Origin of the sequence: Rathayibacter sp. AY1F4 (assembly GCF_002931775.1) — a bacterium.
GTDB lineage: Bacteria > Actinomycetota > Actinomycetes > Actinomycetales > Microbacteriaceae > Rathayibacter.
In genome coordinates this window covers 1-21051 of the sequence record NZ_PSVE01000011.1, presented here as the reverse complement: position 1 = coordinate 21051, position 21051 = coordinate 1, and the positions used below count along the sequence as shown (strand labels likewise).

Genomic DNA, 21051 nt, shown 5'->3' with positions numbered 1-21051 from the left:
CACCTGTGGCAGAAGACACCTCCCGGCAGACCGGCGCGAGCGACGAGGAGCGCTACGACTTCCGAGCGCTCCAGGAGAAGTGGCTCCCGATCTGGGAGGAGACGCGCCCGTTCGCGACGGACGACCCGGACGACAAGCGCCCCCGCAAGTACGTGCTCGACATGTTCCCGTACCCCTCGGGCGACCTGCACATGGGCCACGCCGAGGCGTACGCGCTCGGTGACGTGATCGCTCGCTACTGGCGCCAGCAGGGCTTCAACGTCCTCCACCCGATCGGCTGGGACAGCTTCGGCCTGCCCGCCGAGAACGCCGCGATCAAGCGCGGGCTGAACCCGGTCACCTGGACCTACGACAACATCGAGCAGCAGAAGCGCTCGATGAAGCGCTACGCCGCGTCCTTCGACTGGGACCGCGTGCTGCACACCTCCGACCCCGAGTACTACAAGTGGAACCAGTGGCTGTTCCTCAAGATGTACGAGAAGGGCCTCGCCTACCGCAAGGACAGCTGGGTCAACTGGGACCCGGTGGACCAGACGGTCCTGGCGAACGAGCAGGTCCTCGCGGACGGCACCTCCGAGCGCTCCGGCGCGGTCGTGGTCAAGAAGAAGCTCACGCAGTGGTACTTCAAGATCACCGACTACGCGGACCGCCTGCTCGACGACCTGAACCAGCTCGAGGGCTCCTGGCCGTCGAAGGTCATCGCCATGCAGCGCAACTGGATCGGCCGCTCCATCGGCGCCGACGTCGAGTTCGAGATCGAGGGCCGCGACGAGCGCGTCACCGTCTTCACCACGCGCCCCGACACGCTCTACGGGGCGACCTTCATGGTCGTCGCGCCCGACTCCGACCTCGCCTCCGAGCTGGTCGAGGGCTCCGAGCCCGCGATCCGCGACGCGTTCCGCAGCTACCTCGAGACGGTGCAGAAGTCGAGCGAGATCGAGCGCCTGACCGCTGACCGCCCCAAGACCGGCGTGTTCCTCGGCCGCTACGCGGTGAACCCCGTGAACGGCGAGCGGCTGCCGATCTGGGCCGCCGACTACGTCCTCTCCGACTACGGCCACGGAGCCGTCATGGCCGTGCCGGCGCACGACCAGCGCGACCTCGACTTCGCCCGCGCCTTCGACCTGCCCGTGCGCGTGGTCGTCGACACCAACGCCTCCGTCACCGGGGCGATCCCGGTCATCCCGGAGGACCCGGAGGAGCTGGCCGCGCTCGAGAAGGAGTACTCGCTCGACCCGGCCACGACCGGCGAGGCGCTGACCGGCGACGGCCGCCTGATCAACTCCGGGCCGTTCGACGGGCTCTCCAAGCGCACCGCCATCGAGCGCGTCATCAGGATGCTCGAGGAGCGCGGCCGCGGCCGCTCGGCCAAGAACTACCGCCTGCGCGACTGGCTGATCTCGCGTCAGCGCTACTGGGGCACCCCCATCCCGATCATCCACGGAGCCGACGGCGAGCTCGTGCCGGTGCCCGAGGACCAGCTGCCCGTCGTCCTGCCCTCCACCGACGGCCTCGACCTGCAGCCGAAGGGCTCGTCGCCGCTCGGAGCGGCGGAGGACTGGGTGAACGTGCCGCACCCGGTGGACGGCTCGCCCGCGCGCCGCGACCCGGACACGATGGACACCTTCGTCGACTCCTCGTGGTACTTCCTCCGCTTCCTCTCGCCGAAGGACGACACGCAGGCCTTCGATCCGAAGCTCGCCGAGAAGTGGGCGCCCGTCGACCAGTACGTCGGGGGCGTGACGCACGCGATCCTGCACCTGCTGTACGCGCGCTTCATCACCAAGGTGCTGTTCGACCTGGGCTACGTGTCGTTCACGGAGCCGTTCACGGCGCTGCTGAACCAGGGCATGGTGCAGATGGACGGCGCGGCGATGTCGAAGTCGAAGGGGAACATCGTCCGCCTCTCGGACCAGCTGGACGAGTTCGGCGTCGACGCCGTGCGCCTGACGATGGCGTTCGCCGGCCCGCCCGAGGACGACATCGACTGGGCCGACGTCTCGCCCGGCGGCAGCGCGAAGTTCCTCGCCCGCGCCTGGCGCCTGGCGAAGGACGTCACCTCGAGGCCCGACGTCGAGTGGAAGTCGGGCGACGCGGCTCTGCGCCGCCAGACCCACCGCTTCCTCGCGGAGTCCCCGTCGCTGATCGAGGCGTTCAAGTTCAACGTCGTGGTCGCGCGGCTGATGGAGCTCGTCAACGCGACCCGCAAGGTCGTCGACTCGGGCGCCGGGGCCGGGGACCCCGCGGTCCGCGAGGCGGTCGAGGTGGTCGCGATGGCTCTCAACCTGTTCGCGCCGTACACGGCCGAGGACATGTGGCACCGCCTGGGCTACGAGGGCACCGTCGCGCACGCGCTGTGGCGCAAGGCCGACCCGTCGCTGCTGGTCGAGGAGAAGGTCACGGCGATCCTGCAGGTCGACGGCAAGGTCCGCGACCGGCTCGAGGTCTCGCCGAAGATTTCCTCCGACGAGCTCGAGGAGAAGGCGCGGGCCACGGCTGGCGTCGCCCGGGCTCTCGTCGGCCGCGAGGTCGTGAAGGCGATCGTGCGGGCGCCGCGCCTGGTGAACCTGGTGACGAAGGCGGTCTAGCCGCCGATCCGTCCCGACGGGGCTCCTCCTCTCCTGGGAGGGGCCCCGTCGTGCGTCCTGCGCCGGTGCTGCCCTCTCCTCCACAGGGAGGCGATCCGGCGGGCTCTCCCCGGATCGGGGTCTGCGGCCGCGCGGGGCGGTGACGCGGGTCCTACCGTCGGCGGATGCCAGAGACCAGCGGGACGGACGACGAGCAGCTGACGGCGCTGCTGCGACCCCGCCGCGCCCGCCCGCGCTGGCGCGTGGGAGTGGGAGCGGCGGTCGTGCTCGTCATCGGCGCCGCGGTGGTCGCGGTGCTGCTCGCGGGAGCGCGGTCGAGCGGTCGTGAGCGGGTCCTGGAGCCCGCCGTGGCGACGAGCGCGCCCGCTGCTGCGGTGGTCGAGTCGCTGTACGTGCACGTGGCCGGGGAGGTCGCCTCTCCCGGGCTGTACGTCCTGTCGCCGGAGGCGCGGGTGGCGGACGCGGTCGCCGCCGCCGGAGGGTTCCAGGAGTCGGCGGAGCGCGCGGCGGTCAACCTGGCCCGGAGGCTCGTCGACGGCGAGCAGATCGTCGTGCCGGCCGCGGGAGCGGTGCCGGCCGCGGCGGGAGCGGCTCCGGGCGGATCCGCTCCGGGAGGGGCGTCCGCCGCCGGATCCGTGCTGAGCCTGAGCACGGCGACGGCGGCCCAGCTGGAGGAGCTGCCTGAGATCGGCCCGGCGACCGCGAAGAAGATCGTCGCCCACCGGGAGGCGAACGGCCCGTTCTCCTCCGTCGACCAGCTGCTCGAGGTCCCCGGGATCGGCGAGAAGACGCTCGCCGCGTTCCGCGACCAGGTCGCGCCGTGAGGAGCGTGCGGGCGGCGGACCTGCGGCTCCTGCCGGCAGCGGTGGCCGCCTGGACCACCGCGTGGGCGGCCGGGATGCTGCCGGTCGCGGCAGTGCTCGACGGGGGCCTCTCGTGGTGCGCCGCGGGCTGGGTGCTCCTCGGGGCGGTGTGCGTCCTGCTCCGGCGCGGCCTCGGCGGGCGGCTGGTCGGAGCGGTGCTCGTCGCGGGCGCGGGTGCCGCCCTCGCCCTCACCTCCGTGGTCGCCGCGGCGCCCGGTGACCACCCGGCGTCGCTGCGGGACGCCCAGGAGGATCGCGCCCTCACCCCGGTCACCGTGCGCGTCGACACGGGTGCCCGACCGCTCGCGACCGGGGGAGTGTGGTTCGACGCGACGGCGCTGCGGGTGGGAGACGCGTCGACCGCGGCCCCCATCCGCGTGCTGCTCGCCGATCCCGGTGGTCGGCTGCCGGTGGGCGCCGAGCTCGACCTGCAGGCGCGCGCCGCGGTGCGGGAGGGGCCCGTCGGCGAGGCGACGATGCTGAGGGCGGCGTCCGTTGAGGACCGGCGCGGTCCCGGGGGAGCGGCGGCCGTCGCGGAGGTGCTGCGCTCGCGTTTCCTCGAGCGCGCGGCGCTGGTCGGCGGCGACGTGGCGGGGCTGCTGCCGGGCCTCGCGACCGGCGACACGTCCGCGCTCGACGCGGGGCTCGAGGAGGCGATGCGCACCGCGTCGCTCACCCACCTGACCGCCGTCTCGGGCGCCAACTGCGCCGTGGTGGTGGTCGCCGGCTGGACGATCGCGGCGCTCCTCGGTGCCGGGCGCCACCTCCGGACCGTCGCCGCCCTCGCCCTGCTCGCCGGCTTCGTGGTGCTGGTGACCCCCGAGCCGAGCGTGGTGCGGGCCGCGGTGATGGCGACGGTGGTCCTCCTCGCGCGGCTCGGGCGGCGCTCCGGAGCGGCCGTCCCCGCCCTGCTCGCGACCGTCGTCCTCCTCGTGGCCGCCGACCCCTCGATCGCGGGGAGGCTCGGCTTCGTGCTGTCCGTCCTCGCCACCGCCGGACTCCTGCTGCTCGCCGAGCCGATCGCGGGCGCTCTCGGTCGAGTGCTGCCCCGGCCTCTCGCCCTGCTGCTCGCGGTGCCGACCGCGGCGCAGCTCGCCTGCCAGCCCGTGCTGCTGCTCGTGGACCCGTCGGTGCCGGTGTACGGAGTGCTCGCCAACCTGCTCGCCGAGCCCGCGGCACCCGCCGCGACCGGGCTCGGGCTCATCGGCTGCCTGCTCGCTCCCTGGTGGCCCGGAGCCGCCGACGCGGCGATCCGGCTCGCCGCCGTCCCCGCCTGGTGGATCGCCTCGATCGCCCGCGCCGTCGACTCGTGGCCCGCCCCGAGGATCGCCTGGTGGCCCGGAGTGGGAGGAGCGCTCGCGCTCACCGTGCTGACCCTGCTCGGTCTCGTGCTGGTCACGCAGTCGCCGCGGCTCGCGCGGGCGCGCCGGATCGCCGCCGTCGGGCTGGCGTGCGCGATCGCGGCCGCCGGCGGCACCACCGTCGCCACGCCGCTCCTCCGCGCCGCCTCGGTTCCCGAGGACTGGCGTGTCGCGATGTGCGACGTCGGGCAGGGCGACGCGGTCCTCCTCCGCGGAGACGCGGGCGTGCTGCTCGTCGACACGGGGCCCGAGCCCGCACCGCTCGAGGCCTGCCTCCGCCTGATGGGAGTGGACCGGATCCCGCTGCTGGTGCTCACTCACTACGACCTCGACCACGTCGGCGGGCTCCACGCCGTCCTCGGACGGACCGACGCCGCGCTCGTCGGGCCCGCCGCGGGCCGCGACGACGAGCGCGACCGGGCGGCGCTCACCGGCGCCGGGGTCGCCGTGCAGGAGGCGGTCCGCGGCGACAGCGGCGCGCTCGGCTCGCTGCGCTGGCGGGTCGAGTGGCCGGAGCGGCGGAGCGCGCTGCGGGGCAACGAGGCGAGCGTGACCCTCCGGGTCGACATCGGCCCGGACGCCCGCGGCGGCCCGCTCTCCGTCGCGCTCCTGGGCGACCTCGGCGAGCAGGAGCAGGGACGCGTCTCCCGGCTGCCGGTCGGCCGGGTCGACGTCGTCAAGGTCGCGCATCACGGCTCCGCCGACCAGTCGCCCGCCCTCTACGACGCGCTCGGCGCGAGCGTCGGGCTGATCTCCGTCGGGGCGGAGAACGACTACGGACATCCGAATCCGTCGCTCCTCGCTCTGCTGGCCGAGCGCGGGGTCGAGGCGCTGAGGTCGGATGTCGAGGGTACGGTCGTGCTCGCGTCCCGCAGCGACGGGATCGCGGTCTGGGTGAGCGGCGCGACGGCTCCCGCGGCGGCCTCGGGGCGCCGTGAGCGGGCCGTAGGGTGGAGGGCGCTCGGACGGGCGCGGCACGGAAGGACACGGCATGGCAGGCAGGGCCCCGGCGCGCGCGAAGGCAGCGCCCTCGAAGGCGGCTATCCCGCAGCTCGCCTGGAACCAGACCCGGCCGGCGCCGATCGTGCTGATCACCGGCCCGGAGCAGTTCCTCGCCGACCGCGCGCTGCGCTTCCTCCGCGAGTTCCTCCGGGCCGAGGATCCGAGCCTCGAGGTCAGCGACATCGACGCCGGCGGCTACGCGCCGGGGGAGCTGCTGACGCTCGCGAGCCCGTCCCTCTTCGACGAGCCCCGCCTCATCCGCGTCTCGAACGTCGAGAAGTGCACGGACGCGTTCCTCCTCGAGACCCTCGACTACCTCTCGGCGCCCGCGGACGGGGCGACCCTGGTGCTCCGCCACGGCGGTGGCAACCGGGGCAAGAAGCTCCTCGACGCCATCCGCTCGGGCACGGGCGGCGGCATCGAGATCGTCTGCGCCGAGCTCAAGCGCGAGAGCGACAAGGTCGACTTCGCGATCGCCGAGTTCCGCACCGCCGGCCGCACGGCGACCACCGGTGCCGTCCGAGCCCTGGTGTCTGCCTTCTCCGACGACCTCGACGAGCTCGCGTCGGCGTGCCAGCAGCTGCTGTCCGACGTCACCGGCGAGATCACCGAGGCGACCGTCGCGAAGTACTACGGCGGCCGCGTCGAGACCACGGCCTTCACCGTCGCCGACTCCGCGATCGCGGGCCGTCACGGCGAGGCGCTGCTCGGGCTCCGCCACGCCCTCGCCTCCGGTGCCGACCCGGTACCGATCGTCGCCGCATTCGCGAGCAAGCTGCGGACCATGGCGAAGGTCGCCGGCTCCCGCGAGGGCTCGGGCCAGGTCGCCTCGCGTCTGGGCCTCGCTCCGTGGCAGGTGGACCGGGCCCGGCGCGATCTGCAGGGCTGGACCGGCGAGGGCCTCGGCACCGCGATCCTGACGGTCGCCGACGCCGACGCGAACGTGAAGGGCGCCACCCGCGACCCCGTGTACGCCCTCGAGCGCATGGTCTCCGTCGTCTCCGCCCGGGGCCTCTGACCCGCCCGAAAGGCCCTGCTCCCGCGATCCACACCGACCTCGTCCCGGCGGGTCTCCATACGCCACTCCGCGGCTGCTCGATCAGCAGTGAAGGGATCACCTCCCCTCGCAGGGTCGCACCGCGGCCGACGAAGAGTCGGACGACGACCTCGCAGGGTCACCGGCGATCCGCGTGTCAGCGGATCGTCGTACCCGGAACGGAACCCGCTCCTCCCACCGCAACCATGCGCGGAAGTCGACTGCGCGACGGGCGACGAGGCACGAGGAGCCCGTCGAGATCGGTGCGGGTCACCGCCGATCCGCGTGTCAGCGGATCGTCGTACCCGGAACGGAACCCGCTCCTCCCACCGCGACCACCCCTGGAGGCCGACCGCGTGACGGGCGACGAGGAACGAGGAGCCCGTCGAGAACGGTACGGCTCACCGGCGATCCGCGTGTCAGCGGATCGTCGTACCCCGAAACGCTCTCCGCTCCTCCCCCTCGCGACCCTCCGCGGTAGCCGACCGGGCCGCAGCCGATCGAGAGCCGGACGATGCCCTCGCAGGGTCACCGGCGATCCGCGTGTCAGCGGATCGTCGTACCCGGAACGCAGGACGCTCCTCCCACCGCGACCACCCCTGTAAGCCGACCGCGCGACGGGCGACGAGGCACGAGGAGCCCGTCGACCGCGAAGCTGCAACGACGAAGGGCCCGGCCAGAGGCCGGACCCTTCGTCGTTGCAGCTTCGCGCAGTACTACAGCGCGGCGACCTGCTTCGCGATGGCCGACTTGCGGTTCGCGGCCTGGTTCTTGTGGATGACGCCCTTGCTGGCGGCCTTGTCGAGCTTCTTGGCGGCGAAGGCGAGGGCGGTGCCGGCCTTCTCGGTGTCGCCGGCGGCGATGGCGGTGTGGACCGAGCGGATGGCGGTCTTCAGCTCGCTCTTGACGGCCTTGTTGCGCTCGTTCGCCTTCTTGTTGGTGAGGTTGCGCTTGATCTGCGACTTGATGTTTGCCACGTGGATTACCTTCTTCTCGGATGTGCGTGTGTGCAGCCGGCTACTCGACGGAGTGCCCCTTCCGCGGGCGTCTGAACGCCCTGCGGTGCGACTGGAGGTCGCCGGCTTCTGATCACTCCACGCCTGCCGGGTGTCCGGAGGGGGAGCGCAAGCCAACAAGGAACTTTAGCGCACCCGTCGTCACCCTTCAACCGCGCCGCGCCCGCGGGTGCAGCGCCGTCCGGGTCGGGGCCGCCGGGGCGACACGCCGGGGGAGGCGGACCGCCGTGGCGTCTCGCGGTCCGGGCCCGCCGGTAACGTGACGCCGGTGCCCCGTCTCGCCGATCACCTCTCCGCGGTGCCGCCCTCGGGCATCCGCCACCTGTTCGAGATCGCGCTGCGGCTCGACGGAGTCACCCTCCTCGCGGTGGGCGAGCCCGACGTGCCGACCGCGCCGCACATCATCGAGGCGGCCCGGGCGGCGTGGGCGGCCGACGACACCCGCTACGGGCCCAACGGCGGAGTCCCCGAGCTCCGGCGCGCCATCGTGGAGAAGCTGGCGCGCGACAACGGCATCGAGGCGGACGTCGAGCAGGTCTGGGTGACCGTCGGTGCCACGCAGGCGCTGCACCAGGCGATGACGCTCCTGCTCGGGCCCGGCGACGAGGTGCTCATCCCCGACCCGGGCTACACCGTCTTCACGACCAACGCGCGGACCATCGGCGCTGTGCCCGTGCCGTACACGCTGCGCGCCGAGAACGCCTTCCTCCCCGATCCCGAGGAGGTCGAGCGCCTGATCACCGACCGGACCCGCGTCCTGATCGTCAACAGCCCGTCCAACCCGCTCGGCGTGGTGTTCCCGAGGGAGGTCCTCGAGCGCCTGCTCGACATCGCCCGGCGCCACGACCTGTGGGTGCTCAGCGACGAGGTCTACGAGTACTTCACCTACGGGCGCCCGCACGTGAGCCTCGCGGCGATCGCGCAGGAGCGCGGGGACGACGCCGACCGCGTCCTCTGCGTCTTCTCCTTCTCGAAGACCTACGCGATGACCGGCGTCCGCGTCGGCTACCTCGTGACGCCTCCCGGCTTCACGTCGATCATGGTCACGGTGCAGGAGGCGGCGATCAGCTGCGTCGCCACTCCGGACCAGCGCGCCGCTCTCGCCGCTCTGACCGGGCCGCAGGACGCGGTGGCCGCCGCCTCCGACCACTACCTCGCCAACCTGCGGCTCGCGACGGGCGTGCTCGACGAGCGGGGCATCGCCTACCGCGAGCCCGAGGGCGCGTTCTACCTGTGGATCGACATGGCGCACGCGACCGGCGGGGACGTCGCCTCGTGGGTCGAGTCCTTCCTCCTCGAGACCCTCGTCGCCGTCGCGCCCGGCAGCGCCTTCGGCCGCACCGGCGAGGGCTGGATCCGCGTCTGCCTCGCCGCGGATCCCGCCGCGCTCGAGCACGGGCTGCGCGCCCTCCCGGCCCCGGTGCGCGGATGAGCGCCGCCGAGGTGCTGGTCCGGCGCGTCCGGGCCCAGGAGTACGACGAGGTCTCGCGCCTGCGGCTCGCCGCCTACGCCCACGACTACGAGCTGGGGGAGGAGTACGCCGCCGACGTCGCCGCGGTCGCCCGGCACGACGTCGAGGGGGAGGTCTGGGTCGCCGTCGAGGGCGACGGGCGGATCCTCGCCACGGTCACCACCGCGCGCCCGGGCGCGAACCTCTACGAGCTCGGCCGCCCCGGCGAGCTGGACTGGCGGCTGCTCGCCGTCGCCCCGGAGGCACGTGGGCGGGGTCTCGGGCGGCTGCTCACCGAGTTCGTCGTGATGCTCGCCGCCGAGCGGGGCCTCCAGCGGGTCGTGATGAACAGCGGCACGCTGATGACCACCGCGCACGCCCTCTACGAGAGCATGGGCTTCGTCCGCCTCGGCGAGCGGGAGAACCCGCCCGGCGTCGAGCCCACCCGCACCTACGGACTCGATCTGTAGCCGCCGGTCCCGGCCTCCGCCGCCGGGCATGGGACACTGGTCCCACGATGTCTCCACGTGCACACTCCGGGCTCGAGCCCGCCGCGACCGATCCGGCGTCCATCCGCAACTTCTGCATCATCGCCCACATCGACCACGGCAAGTCCACCCTCGCCGACCGGATGCTCGGCATCACGGGTGTCGTCGAGGACCGGGCGATGCGCGCGCAGTACCTCGACCGCATGGACATCGAGCGCGAGCGCGGCATCACGATCAAGTCGCAGGCCGTGCGGATGCCGTGGGAGCGCGACGGGCGCACGTTCGCCCTGAACATGATCGACACTCCGGGCCACGTCGACTTCTCCTACGAGGTCAGCCGCTCGCTGGCGGCCTGCGAGGGCGCGATCCTCCTGGTCGACGCGGCGCAGGGCATCGAGGCCCAGACGCTCGCGAACCTCTACCTCGCGCTCGAGAACGACCTCACGATCATCCCTGTCCTGAACAAGATCGACCTGCCGGCCGCGGATCCCGAGAAGTACGCGAAGGAGCTCGCGAGCCTGATCGGCGGCGACCCGGACGACGTCCTCCGCGTCTCCGGCAAGACCGGCATGGGCGTCGAGGCGCTGCTCGACCGCGTCACCGAGCTCATCCCGCCGCCCGTCGGCGACCCCTCCGCCCCTGCGCGTGCCATGATCTTCGACTCCGTGTACGACGCCTACCGCGGGGTCGTCACCTACGTCAGGATGATCGACGGCAAGCTCTCGCCGCGCGAGAAGATCCAGATGATGTCGACCCGCGCCACGCACGAGATCCTCGAGATCGGCGTGTCGAGCCCCGAGCCCGTCGCGACGCAGGGTCTCGCGGTCGGCGAGGTGGGCTACCTGATCACCGGTGTGAAGGACGTGCGCCAGTCGAAGGTCGGCGACACCGTCACCACGGCGTCCAAGCCCGCGACGCAGGCGCTGCCCGGCTACACCGAGCCGCTCCCGATGGTCTTCTCGGGCCTGTACCCGATCGACGGCAGCGACTACCCGGACCTGCGCGAGGCCCTCGACAAGCTCAAGCTCTCGGACGCGGCGCTCGTCTACGAGCCCGAGACGTCGGTGGCGCTCGGCTTCGGCTTCCGCTGCGGCTTCCTCGGCCTCCTGCACCTCGAGATCATCACCGAGCGCCTGCAGCGCGAGTTCGGTCTCGACCTCATCACGACGGCGCCCTCGGTCATCTACGAGGTCTCGACGGAGGACAAGAAGACCGTCACCGTCACGAACCCGAGCGAGTTCCCCGTCGGGAAGATCGCCGCCGTCACGGAGCCGATCGTCAAGGCCGCGATCCTCGCGCCGAAGGACTACGTCGGCACGATCATGGAGCTCTGCCAGAGCCGCCGCGGGACCCTGATCGGCATGGAGTACCTGGGCGAGGACCGGGTCGAGATCCGCTACCACATGCCCCTCGGCGAGATCGTCTTCGACTTCTTCGACAACCTCAAGTCCAAGACCGCCGGCTACGCCTCGCTCGACTACGAGCCCGCCGGCTCGCAGGAGGCCGACCTCGTGAAGGTCGACATCCTGCTGCAGGGCGAGCAGGTCGACGCGTTCAGCGCGATCGTGCACCGGGAGAAGGCCTATGCCTACGGCGTGCTGATGACGGGGCGCCTGCGCAAGCTGATCCCGCGGCAGCAGTTCGAGGTGCCGATCCAGGCCGCCATCGGCGCCCGGATCATCGCCCGCGAGTCGATCAGCGCGATGCGCAAGGACGTCCTGGCCAAGTGCTACGGCGGCGACATCACCCGCAAGCGCAAGCTCCTCGAGAAGCAGAAGGAGGGCAAGAAGCGGATGAAGATGGTCGGCCGCGTCGAGGTCCCCCAGGAGGCGTTCATCGCCGCGCTCTCGGGTGACGTCGAGACCAAGGACAAGAAGTAGCGCGAGCCCCGTCGCCGCCGCCCGTCCCCCCTCCCGGACGGGTGACGCACCCCCCGTCCGGGACATCGTGTCCTCGGGGATTGCGGCGCCTCACAGCGGACCGATAGCTTTCGGACGCCAGGACGCGGCCGTGGATCGAGACCGATCCGCACGGGGGGCTGCAGCGTCGACGACCGGTCCTCCACCATGACGAAGGGTGGTAGTCCGTGGTGCCTACGAGCACGAGGAAGCGCTGGATCAGGACGGGGGCGGCGCTCGCGAGCATCGCGGCCGTCGCAGCGGGATCGCTGGTGGCGGCGGGACCGGCCTCGGCAGCGAACAAGGTGATCCCGGTCGCGCCCGCGCCCTACTCCTGGTCGGACAGCGCCCGGTTCGGCACCGACGTGCCGCTTCCGGTGGCCGCAGACGCGACCACGCTGACCGTCGAGCTGCCCGACTCCACCGCTCCCGACACCTTCACCGAGTGGTCGCACCCCGGCTACCGGGTCGTGACGTGGCAGCTGGGGAGCACCGCGACGGACCTCGAGAGCGGCGAATCCGTCGTCGACACCGCCACCAACTCGATCGAGATCCCGATCGGACGCGCCGCCGGCTCCTTCGGCGGCGCCTCGCTCTCGCTCCTCCTGAACGGCGGCGAGGACGAGGCGGACGACGCGTACGCTCCGGCCGGCGTCGACCGGACCGGCTTCGTCCTCGCCCTCTCCGCCGCCCTCCAGGTGACTGCTGCGAGCGGATCCGCGGAGGCCGACCTCGACCTGTCGACGTCCACCTCCTCCGAGCGCGCCGGCGGCGAATTCTGGGCCGGCGGCGGCACTGTCACCGAGGCCGGCGCGGGCGACGTCATCGTCCTCGACTCCGGTGTCCCCGGCTTCTTCGACCTCGCGGGCCTCAGCGCCACGGTCGGAACGGAGGACGGTGGCCGCCTGAAGGCCGCCCCCACGGTCGTCGAGGGCGGACGGGGCATCGCGATCCGCCCGACCCAGGAGTTCTTCGACCGCTACCTCACCTTCAGCGACACGACGCCGCTCGGCGCCCCGTCGGTCGAGGTGAAGGGACTCAGCCGCGGCGGGGAGCAGCCTTCCGGCACCGGTGTCGTCGTGCGCGCGCCGCTGCGCGTCGTCCCGTCGACCACCACCCCGACGCCGACGCCGGGCACCGGCCCGGAGGTCGTCCGCCTCGCGGGCACCGACCGCCAGGGCACCGCCGTCGAGATCTCGAAGGCGACTTTCGACACCCCCGGCGTCCCCGTCGTCTACATCGCCACCGGCGCGAACTTCCCCGACGCGCTCAGCGCCGGTCCCGCCGCCGCGAAGCAGGGCGGCCCGCTCCTCCTGGTCGACCGCGACTCGGTGAGCCAGGTCGTGCGCGACGAGCTCACCCGTCTCAAGCCCCAGCGGATCGTCGTCGTCGGCTCCGACCTCAGCGTCAGCGACGCTCTCGCCACCGACCTCGGCCAGTACGCGAACGGGAGGGTCTTCCGCCTCGGAGGCACCGACCGCTACGACACGTCGCGGAAGATCATCGAGAGCGCCTTCGGCACCTCGCCGAAGGGGGCCTGGCTCGCGACCGGCGAGAAGTTCCCCGACGCGCTCAGCGCCACCGCCGCCGCGGGCAAGAACTCCGCCCCCGTCGTCCTCGTGAACGGCGGCCTCCCGGCGGCCGACCCGACCACTGTCGGGATCCTGACGCGGCTCCGGCCTCCGGTGCTCACCATCGCGGGATCCGAGCTGTCGGTCAGCGCCGGCATCCAGAACTCCCTCACGGTGCCGGCCGGACCGATCGTCACCCGCATCGGCGGGGTCGACCGCTACGACACCTCGGAGCAGCTCAACCGGGCGGCCTTCCCCCGCGGGTCGAAGACCGTGTTCCTGGCCACCGGAGAGAACTTCCCCGACGCCCTGGCGGGAGCCGCGGCCGCCGGGCGCACGGGGAGCCCCCTCTTCGCCGTGCCCCCGACCTGCGTGCCGGTCAAGGTGCTGCAGGACATCAAGGCCGGCGGAGCGACGCGCGTCGTCCTCCTCGGCGGCACCGGCACCCTGTCGCCGGCCGTCCAGAAGCTGACTCCCTGCAGCTGACCCGACCCGCACCACGACGAGGGCCCTCCTCCCGCTCCGGCGGGGGAGGGCCCTCCGTCGTTCCCGGCTCGGGACGCCGACGGTCGGATACGCTGGGTCGGATGGACAGCACCACCCGGCGCGCGGACTCGACGCGCGCCGCGCTCGAGGAGTCCGGGAAGAAGGTCGGGACGTGAGCATCCGCCGCTCCAACTTCGAGGGCCAGCCGCAGGTCACCTACGCGGCCGTCGGCGGCACTCTGGCACCCGACCTGCTCGAGTACCCGCCGGACGGCTTCACGGCCGAGCGCTTCGAGGCCCGTCTCGGCTCGGGCGACGAGCGCTTCGCCATCACCACCGCCTCCCTGATGACCTGGGGCGTGCAGCGCGGCAGCGGCATCGAGGTGACCGACATCACCAGCGGCAGCGGCGTGCAGTACACCGGCGTCAACTTCGACGCCTCCGGCACCCCGATCGACCTCGTCAGCCGGCCGACGGAGGAGCACTTCGCTCCCGACGGCACCCCCTACATCACCGCCGGCGTGACCGCCGTGCTCCGCGTGACCCTGCTCGGCCGCGCCTTCGACGCCCCGGTCCGCGTGGTCTACGTCGTCGACGAGCCCGACCAGGTCGGCTTCGCCTACGGCACCCTCGAGGGCCACCCCGAGAGCGGCGAGGAGTCCTTCGTCGTCGAGAAGCGCGCGGACGACTCGGTCTGGCTCGTCATCCGGGTCTTCTCGCGACCCTCCACCCGCCTCTACCGCCTGGGCGCGCCGGTGCTGCGCGCCGTGCAGAAGCGCCAGGTCGCCAAGTACCTGCGCGCGCTGCTGCCGGCGCGCGTCAGCTGACGTGGGGAGCGCCCTCCCGATCGCCGATCCTGCTCCGCTCGACGGCGGACTGCCCGCGTCCGTCGTCGACGGCGTGGAGCAACGCGACCTCGGCCTCTACGTGCACGTGCCGTTCTGCCGGGTCCGCTGCGGGTACTGCGACTTCAACACCTACACGGCGACCGAGCTCCGCGGGGCGAAGCAGCAGGACTACGCCGACGAGGCGATCACCGAGATGGCTCTCGGTGCCGAGGTGCTCGAGCGCGCGGGCCTGCCCCGGCGCCCCGCCCGCACGGTCTTCTTCGGCGGCGGGACGCCCACCCTCCTGTCCGCCGGCGACCTGGTGCGGATGCTGGACGGCCTCCGCACCCATTTCGGGGTCGCGCCCGACGCCGAGATCACCACCGAGGCGAATCCGGACTCCGTCGACGCCGCCTACCTCCGCGCGCTGGCCGAGGCGGGCTTCACCCGCGTCAGCTTCGGGATGCAGTCGGCCGTGCCGCACGTCCTCGCCACGCTCGAGCGCACCCACGACCCGGAGCGGGTCCCGCTCGTGGTCGAGTGGGCGAGGGAGGCCGGCCTGCAGGTCAGCCTCGACCTCATCTACGGCACGCCGGGGGAGTCCCTGGCCGACTGGGAGCGGTCGCTCGACTCCGCGCTCGCCAACCGGCCGGACCACCTCTCGGCCTACGCCCTGATCGTGGAAGACGGCACGAAGCTCGCCCGGCAGATCCGCCGCGGCGAGGTCGCGACCCCGGACGACGACCTCACCGCCGACATGTACGAGCTCGCCGACGCGCGCCTGGCCGCTGCCGGGTACTCCTGGTACGAGGTCAGCAACTGGGCCCGCGACGACGCCCACCGCTCCCGGCACAACCTCTCGTACTGGCTCGGCCACGACTGGTGGGGCGTCGGTCCCGGCGCCCACAGCCACGTCGGAGGCGTGCGCTGGTGGAACGTGAAGCACCCGGCGGCCTACGCCGACCGGCTGAGCACCGGGGCCTCGCCCGCTGCCGGGCGGGAGACGCTCGACGCGGGGACGCGGCGGGTGGAGGACGTGCTGCTGCGCTCGCGCCTGGCGGACGGGCTGCCCATCGACGCGATCGACGCCGGTCGGCGCAGCGAGGTGGCGGGGCTCATCGCCGACGGCCTCGTCGACGGCCGGGCGGCGCTCGGCGGCCGGATCGTGCTGACTCTGCGCGGCCGTCTGCTGGCCGACGCGGTCGTGCGCCGCCTCACCGACGGCTGAGGCCGGATCCCGGGGCGGCCGACGCACGGCCGCCCCGGTTCCGCGGCTACTTGAAGAACGGGATACTGAGCGGATAGGTGTAGTACTCGCCCGCGCTGGCGCGCACCGAGGCGATGATCGCGAAGACGATCACCAGGATCGGCACGACCAGGAACACGATGAAGCCGACGAGCACGAAGGACAGGATCGTCCCGGCGACGTAGGCGATCAGCGTCGTCAGGTGGAAGTTGAGGGCCGTCTTGGCGTGCGCCTCGAGGAACGGTCCGCGCCCCTTGAAGACCAGGAAGACGATCAGCGAGGGCAGGAAGCTGAAGAAGATGCCGGTCACGTGCGTGACGATCGCCCAGGTCTTCTCGTCCGCCGGGTTCAGCGGCGGAGCCGGGGTCCCGTAGACGGGGGGCGGGGGAGGGGTGGCCGACATGATGGTCTCCGTTCCGGCGGCGGCGACGGGCGTCCCCCGTGCGCTCGGCGTCCATCGTGGCATGCGGCGACTCCCTCCGCACCGGGCCGCGCGGGACCTCCTCCTCGGGGATGACGGGGCTCCTCCCCGCGGCCCTGCAGGAGTGCACCCCGGCCGATCCCCGCGCAACCCCGCCGGGCGGTCCACCTCCCGGTTATGATTGGCACTCAGAGTTGCGGAGTGCCAGGCTCCGCGCGGCGTCAGCGCCGCAGACGGTCGTGCCCGCGGGCACTCGGAGTCCGGCGGGAGGTCGGTCGTATGGTCACGGAGCGCGGTCTCCAGGTCCTGCGCGTGATCGTGCAGGACTACGTGGCGAACCGGGAGCCGGTGGGCTCCAAGTCGATCGTCGAGCGCCACGCGTTCGGCGTCTCGGCCGCCACCATCCGCAACGAGATGGCCCAGCTGGAGGAGGAGGAGCTGATCGCGGCTCCGCACACGTCCTCCGGACGCGTGCCGACCGACAAGGGCTACCGCCTCTTCGTCGACCAGCTCGCCGACCTGCGCCCGCTCACCTCCGCGCAGCGCCAGGCGATCGAGACGTTCCTCGGGCAGAGCCCGGACCTCGACGAGGTGCTGGTCAAGACCGTCCGCCTGCTCTCGCAGCTCACCAACAGCGTCGCGCTCGTGCAGTACCCGTCGTTCGGAGCCGCGCGGCTGCGCCACGTGGAGCTCGTCGCCCTCGCTCCCCGCCGCCTCCTGTCGGTGCTGATCACCGACACCGGCCGGGTCGACCAGCGCGTGCTCGAGACCCCGGAGGACGTGGACGACGCGCTCCTGGGCGAGATCCGCGCGAAGCTCAACACGGCCGTGCTGGGCCTCGGGCTCCAGCAGGCGGCCGAGACGCTCGGCTCCGTCGCGGAGCGCTTCAGCCCCGAGCGGCGCCACGTGCTGACGCCGATCGTGCAGACCCTGCTCGAGCAGGTCGGCGCCAACCGGCAGGACCGCCTGGTCATGGCCGGCGCCGCCAACCTCGTCCGCACCGAGGAGGACTTCTCGGGCAGCATCTACCCCGTGCTCGAGGCGATCGAGGAGCAGGTGGAGCTGCTGCGCCTCTTCGCCGAGATGACCCCGGACCCCCGGGGCATCTCGGTGCGCATCGGCCGCGAGAACGCGCCGTTCGGGCTGCAGGAGACCTCGGTGCTCACGAGCGGGTACAACACCGCGGGCGGCCAGGTCTCGCGCCTGGGCGTGCTCGGCCCGATCCGGATGGACTACTCCGGCAACATCACCGCGGTGCGCGCCGTCGCCCGCTACCTCTCCCGCCTCCTCGGCGAGGAGTAGGCCCGACCTCCCGGCCCCCCGCCGGATCCCCCCGGTGCGCCGTGCCCGGCCCACCGACCCACGAACGAAGGACGAAGCCACCTGTGGCCGATCACTACGAAGTGCTGGGCGTCGACCGCGACGCCTCCGCCGACGAGATCAAGAAGGCGTACCGCCGACTCGCCCGCGAGCTGCACCCCGACGTCAACCCGAGCGCGGACGCCTCCGAGCGCTTCAAGCTCGTCACGCACGCCTACGACGTCCTGAGCGACGCCCAGCAGCGGGCGCAGTACGACCGCGGGCCCCAGGAGGGCTTCGGCGGCGGCGGCCAGGGCTTCGGCGGGTTCGGCGACATCTTCGAGACCTTCTTCGGGCAGGGCGCGCAGGGCTCGTCCCGCGGGCCGCGCTCCCGCCGCGAGCGCGGCCAGGACGCGCTGCTGCGCGTGGAGGTCTCGCTCGACGAGGTCATCTTCGGCACCCACCGCGACCTCGAGGTCGACACGGCGGTGCTCTGCGAGACGTGCCAGGGCTCGTGCTGCCAGCCCGGCACCTCGCCGGTGACCTGCGACATCTGCCACGGCTCCGGCCAGATCCAGCGCACGGTCCGCTCGCTCCTGGGCAACGTGATGACGGCGAGCCCCTGCGGCACCTGCCGCGGCTACGGCACCGTCATCGCGACCCCCTGCTCCACCTGCCAGGGCCAGGGACGCGTCCGCGCCCGCCGCACCATCCCCGTCGACGTCCCCGCGGGAGTCGACACGGGCCTGCGCCTGCAGATGCCCGGCAGCGGCGAGGTCGGCCCGGCCGGCGGCCCCAACGGCGACCTGTACCTCGAGATCAAGGTCAAGCACCACGACGTCTTCAGCCGCAACGGCGACGACCTGCTCTGCACCCTCGAGGTGCAGATGACCGACGCGATCCTCGGCTCCACGGCGTCGCTCAAGGCGCTCGACGGCGATATCGATATCGAGATCAAGCCGGGCACGCAGAGCACCGAGATCGTCACGATCAAGGGACGCGGAGTCACGCGCCTCCGCGGCAGCGGACGCGGCGACCTCCGCATCGGCATCCAGGTCGTCACCCCGACGAAGCTGGGCCACCGCGAGCGGGAGCTGGTCCAGGAGCTCGCGAAGCACTACAAGCCGCAGAAGCCCGCGCTGACCCACTTCCAGCAGGGCCTCTTCTCGAAGCTCCGCGACCGCTTCCTGGGCTGAGCCCGTGGCGCACCACTACATCGACGAGTCGCTGGACTCCGAGGGCTTCGTCGTCGGGGGCCGGCTCGCGCTCACCGGCGCGGAGGCACGGCACGCCGCGACCGTCAGCCGGATCCGCGCGGGCGAGAGCGTCCGGGTCGGTGACGGGCGCGGACTCGTCGCGACCGCGGTCGTCGAGAGCGCGGAGCCGGCGCGAGTGGTGCTCGTCGTGGAGTCGGTGCAGGAGTCCCCGGTTCCGTCCCCGCGCCTGGTCCTCGTCCAGGCCCTCGCGAAGGGCGACCGCGACGAGCTCGCCGTGCAGGCGGCGACCGAGCTCGGGGTGGACGAGGTCGTCCCGTGGCAGGCCGCGCGGTCGATCTCGCGGTGGTCGGGCCCGAAGGAGGAGAAGGGGCGCGAGCGCTGGCGGGCCATCGTGCGCGAGGCGAGCAAGCAGTCGCTGCGCCCCCGGGTGCCCGAGGTCGCGCCGCTCGAGCAGGTGCGCGGTCTCGTCGCGCGCGCCGCGACGTCCCGCGTGCTGGTCCTCGAGCCCTCGGCGCAGGCGCGGCTCTCCCAGGTGGTCCCGGACGGACGCGACCTGGTGCTCGTCGTCGGGCCCGAGGGCGGCATCGCTCCGGAGGAGCTGCGGCTGCTCGCGGAGGCGGGCGCCGAGGCCGTCGCACTCGGCGACTCCGTCCTGCGCACCTCGACCGCAGGTCCCGCTGCCATCGCCGTCCTCTCGGCCCGCCTGGGCCGCTGGTGACGCTCCTCCACAGCCTCCTCGGCGCGCCGGAGCAGGGTGCCGTGGGCGAACGCGGCACCCGTCGCGCACGGGCCCCGTTTAAGATGGGTGCATGAGCGAACCCACCGTCTTCACGCGCATCGTCCAGGGCGAGATCCCGGCCGATGTGGTGTTCGAGAACGAGCGCATCCTCGCGATCACGGACATCGAGCCGAAGGCGCCCGTCCACCTCCTCGTGTTCCCGAAGACCCAGGAGCACGCCACGGTCGCCGCCCTCGCCGCCGCCGATCCCGCCCTGCTCGCCGAGATGGTGCAGGTCGCCCAGTCGCTCGCCGACGCCCACAGCAACGGTCAGTTCCGCCTCGTCTTCAACTCCGGCGAAGAGGCGGGCCAGACCGTGTTCCACGTGCACGCCCACGTCCTGGGCGGCCACCAGACGGAAGGCTCCCTTGCCACCGGTTGAGAACACGGGCGCGAGCCCCGACGAGCGTCCCGCCCCCGGCGCGGACGCGTCCGAGACGACGCGGCGCGTCGTCGCCGTCGACGGAGTCGCGATGGTGCGCCTCCTCGGACCCCAGGACCGCCTCATCCGAGCGGTCGAAGGACGATTCCCCGATGTCCGGGTGCACGTGCGCGGCAACGAGGTGACGCTCGACGGCGAGCGCGAGCCCGTCGCCGCTGCGACGCGCCTGGTGGAAGAACTGGTGCGCATGACCGCGAGCGGGCACGATCTCGACCCGGAGGGCGTGCGCGAGTCCGCCCGCATCCTGCAGAACGGCGGGCCGGTGAGCCCGGCCGAGGCGTTCGGCCAGGCCATCCTCACGGCGCGCGGACGGAGCGTGAGGCCCAAGACGCTCGGGCAGCGCGAGTACGTCGACGCGGTCGATCAGAACACCATCGTCTTCGGCATCGGCCCGGCCGGAACCGGCAAGACCTACCTGGCGATGGCGAAGGCCGTGCAGTCGCTGCAGCGCAAGGAGGTCGAGCGGATCATCCTGACCCGCCCGGCGGTCGAGGCGGGGGAGCGGCTGGGCTACCTGCCCGGCTCGCTCACCGACAAGATCGACCCGTACCTGCGCCCGCTCTACGACGCGCTGAACGAGATGATGGACCCCGAGATCGTCCCGAAGCTGCTCGCGGCCGGCACGATCGAGGTCGCGCCGCTCGCCTACATGCGCGGGCGCACGCTCAACAACTCGTTCGTCGTGCTCGACGAGGCGCAGAACACGACGCCCGAGCAGATGAAGATGTTCCTCACCCGCCTCGGCTTCGGCTCCAAGATGGTCGTCACCGGCGACATCACCCAGGTCGACCTGCCGACCGGCGCGAGCGGACTCCGCCTCGTGACGCGCGTGCTCGACGGCATCGACGACATCCACTTCTCGCGCCTGACCAGCGAGGACGTGGTGCGCCACAGCCTGGTCGGCCGCATCGTGGACGCGTACACCGAGTACGACCAGCAGAAGCAGGCGCAGCACTTCGAGCGCGAGCAGGCCCGGGAGTTCGCGAACCGCGCCGAGCGCCGCGGCCAGGCCGCCCGCCCGCCCGGCGACCGCCAGCCTCCGCGCGGCTGAGCCCGCCCGCCC

The 21051-nt window shown here is 72.7% G+C and carries 16 protein-coding genes and 1 pseudogene; 15 read left to right on the top strand and 2 right to left on the bottom strand.

The genetic code is table 11. The features are described 5' to 3' along the window. Window positions 1-5: 5 nt before the first annotated feature. From leuS to holA, 4 genes and pseudogenes are all read left to right on the top strand, one after another. Entirely contained in the window at window positions 6-2588 is a 2583-nt protein-coding gene (gene leuS / locus C5C59_RS08600; protein ID WP_104239306.1) for a leucine--tRNA ligase, read from the top strand. Between the two features lie 164 nt (window positions 2589-2752). Continuing rightward, on the top strand, window positions 2753-3412 hold the full coding sequence (locus tag C5C59_RS08595; RefSeq protein WP_104239305.1) for a ComEA family DNA-binding protein: 660 nt from the start codon (window positions 2753-2755) through the stop codon (window positions 3410-3412). 74 nt (window positions 3413-3486) lie between these two features. Next, a pseudogene (locus C5C59_RS17765) lies at window positions 3487-5235 on the top strand (ComEC/Rec2 family competence protein); the annotation flags it as partial. 568 nt (window positions 5236-5803) lie between these two features. Beyond that, window positions 5804-6832 carry a DNA polymerase III subunit delta gene (gene holA, locus C5C59_RS08580; protein WP_104225645.1) on the top strand — a complete coding sequence of 343 codons (1029 nt, stop codon included), beginning with the start codon at window positions 5804-5806 and terminating at the stop codon, window positions 6830-6832. A gap of 734 nt (window positions 6833-7566) precedes the next feature. On the opposite strand, the gene rpsT is transcribed toward holA, so the two are convergent. Continuing rightward, entirely contained in the window at window positions 7567-7827 is a 261-nt protein-coding gene (gene rpsT / locus C5C59_RS08575; protein WP_097165711.1) for a 30S ribosomal protein S20, read from the bottom strand. Window positions 7828-8134: 307 nt separating this feature from the next. Between rpsT and C5C59_RS08570 the strand changes: the two genes are divergently transcribed. The 6 genes from C5C59_RS08570 to hemW all read left to right on the top strand — a co-directional run bounded on the left by C5C59_RS08570 (window position 8135) and on the right by hemW (window position 15813). After that, a complete protein-coding gene (locus C5C59_RS08570; RefSeq protein WP_104239304.1) occupies window positions 8135-9298 on the top strand; it encodes a pyridoxal phosphate-dependent aminotransferase in 1164 nt (387 codons plus the stop codon). Continuing rightward, window positions 9295-9786 carry a GNAT family N-acetyltransferase gene (locus C5C59_RS08565; protein ID WP_104223126.1) on the top strand — a complete coding sequence of 164 codons (492 nt, stop codon included), beginning with the start codon at window positions 9295-9297 and terminating at the stop codon, window positions 9784-9786. Before C5C59_RS08570 ends, C5C59_RS08565 begins: the two co-directional genes overlap by 4 nt. Before the next feature lie 47 nt (window positions 9787-9833). After that, window positions 9834-11684: a translation elongation factor 4 gene (lepA, locus tag C5C59_RS08560; protein WP_104223127.1), complete on the top strand. Its 1851-nt coding sequence runs from the start codon at window positions 9834-9836 to the stop codon at window positions 11682-11684. Between the two features lie 206 nt (window positions 11685-11890). Then, entirely contained in the window at window positions 11891-13759 is a 1869-nt protein-coding gene (locus C5C59_RS08555; protein ID WP_104239303.1) for a cell wall-binding repeat-containing protein, read from the top strand. 172 nt (window positions 13760-13931) lie between these two features. Then, entirely contained in the window at window positions 13932-14585 is a 654-nt protein-coding gene (locus C5C59_RS08550) for a DUF1990 family protein (RefSeq protein WP_258062668.1), read from the top strand. Window position 14586: 1 nt separating this feature from the next. Then, the gene (hemW, locus tag C5C59_RS08545; protein WP_104239302.1) at window positions 14587-15813 is read left to right on the top strand and encodes a radical SAM family heme chaperone HemW; all 1227 of its coding nucleotides are present in this window, start codon (window positions 14587-14589) and stop codon (window positions 15811-15813) included. Window positions 15814-15859: 46 nt separating this feature from the next. On the opposite strand, the gene C5C59_RS08540 is transcribed toward hemW, so the two are convergent. Beyond that, window positions 15860-16234 carry a DUF4870 domain-containing protein gene (locus C5C59_RS08540; RefSeq protein WP_104223130.1) on the bottom strand — a complete coding sequence of 125 codons (375 nt, stop codon included), beginning with the start codon at window positions 16232-16234 and terminating at the stop codon, window positions 15860-15862. 297 nt (window positions 16235-16531) lie between these two features. Here C5C59_RS08540 and hrcA point away from each other — a divergent pair, with 297 nt between their 5' ends. The 5 genes from hrcA (at window position 16532) to C5C59_RS08515 (ending at window position 21039) form a co-directional block, all read left to right on the top strand. After that, on the top strand, window positions 16532-17554 hold the full coding sequence (gene hrcA / locus C5C59_RS08535; RefSeq protein WP_104223131.1) for a heat-inducible transcriptional repressor HrcA: 1023 nt from the start codon (window positions 16532-16534) through the stop codon (window positions 17552-17554). 83 nt (window positions 17555-17637) lie between these two features. Next, entirely contained in the window at window positions 17638-18747 is a 1110-nt protein-coding gene (gene dnaJ / locus C5C59_RS08530) for a molecular chaperone DnaJ (RefSeq protein ID WP_104251259.1), read from the top strand. A gap of 4 nt (window positions 18748-18751) precedes the next feature. After that, window positions 18752-19486 carry a 16S rRNA (uracil(1498)-N(3))-methyltransferase gene (locus C5C59_RS08525; RefSeq protein ID WP_104239705.1) on the top strand — a complete coding sequence of 245 codons (735 nt, stop codon included), beginning with the start codon at window positions 18752-18754 and terminating at the stop codon, window positions 19484-19486. A 91-nt stretch (window positions 19487-19577) separates the two neighbouring features. Beyond that, window positions 19578-19928, top strand: coding sequence for an HIT domain-containing protein (locus C5C59_RS08520; RefSeq protein ID WP_104225201.1), 351 nt, complete (start codon window positions 19578-19580; stop codon window positions 19926-19928). Window positions 19929-20019: 91 nt separating this feature from the next. Further along, window positions 20020-21039 (top strand): PhoH family protein, encoded by a 1020-nt coding sequence (locus C5C59_RS08515; protein WP_104225204.1) that lies wholly within the window; start codon window positions 20020-20022, stop codon window positions 21037-21039. The last annotated feature ends 12 nt before the right edge of the window (window positions 21040-21051 follow it).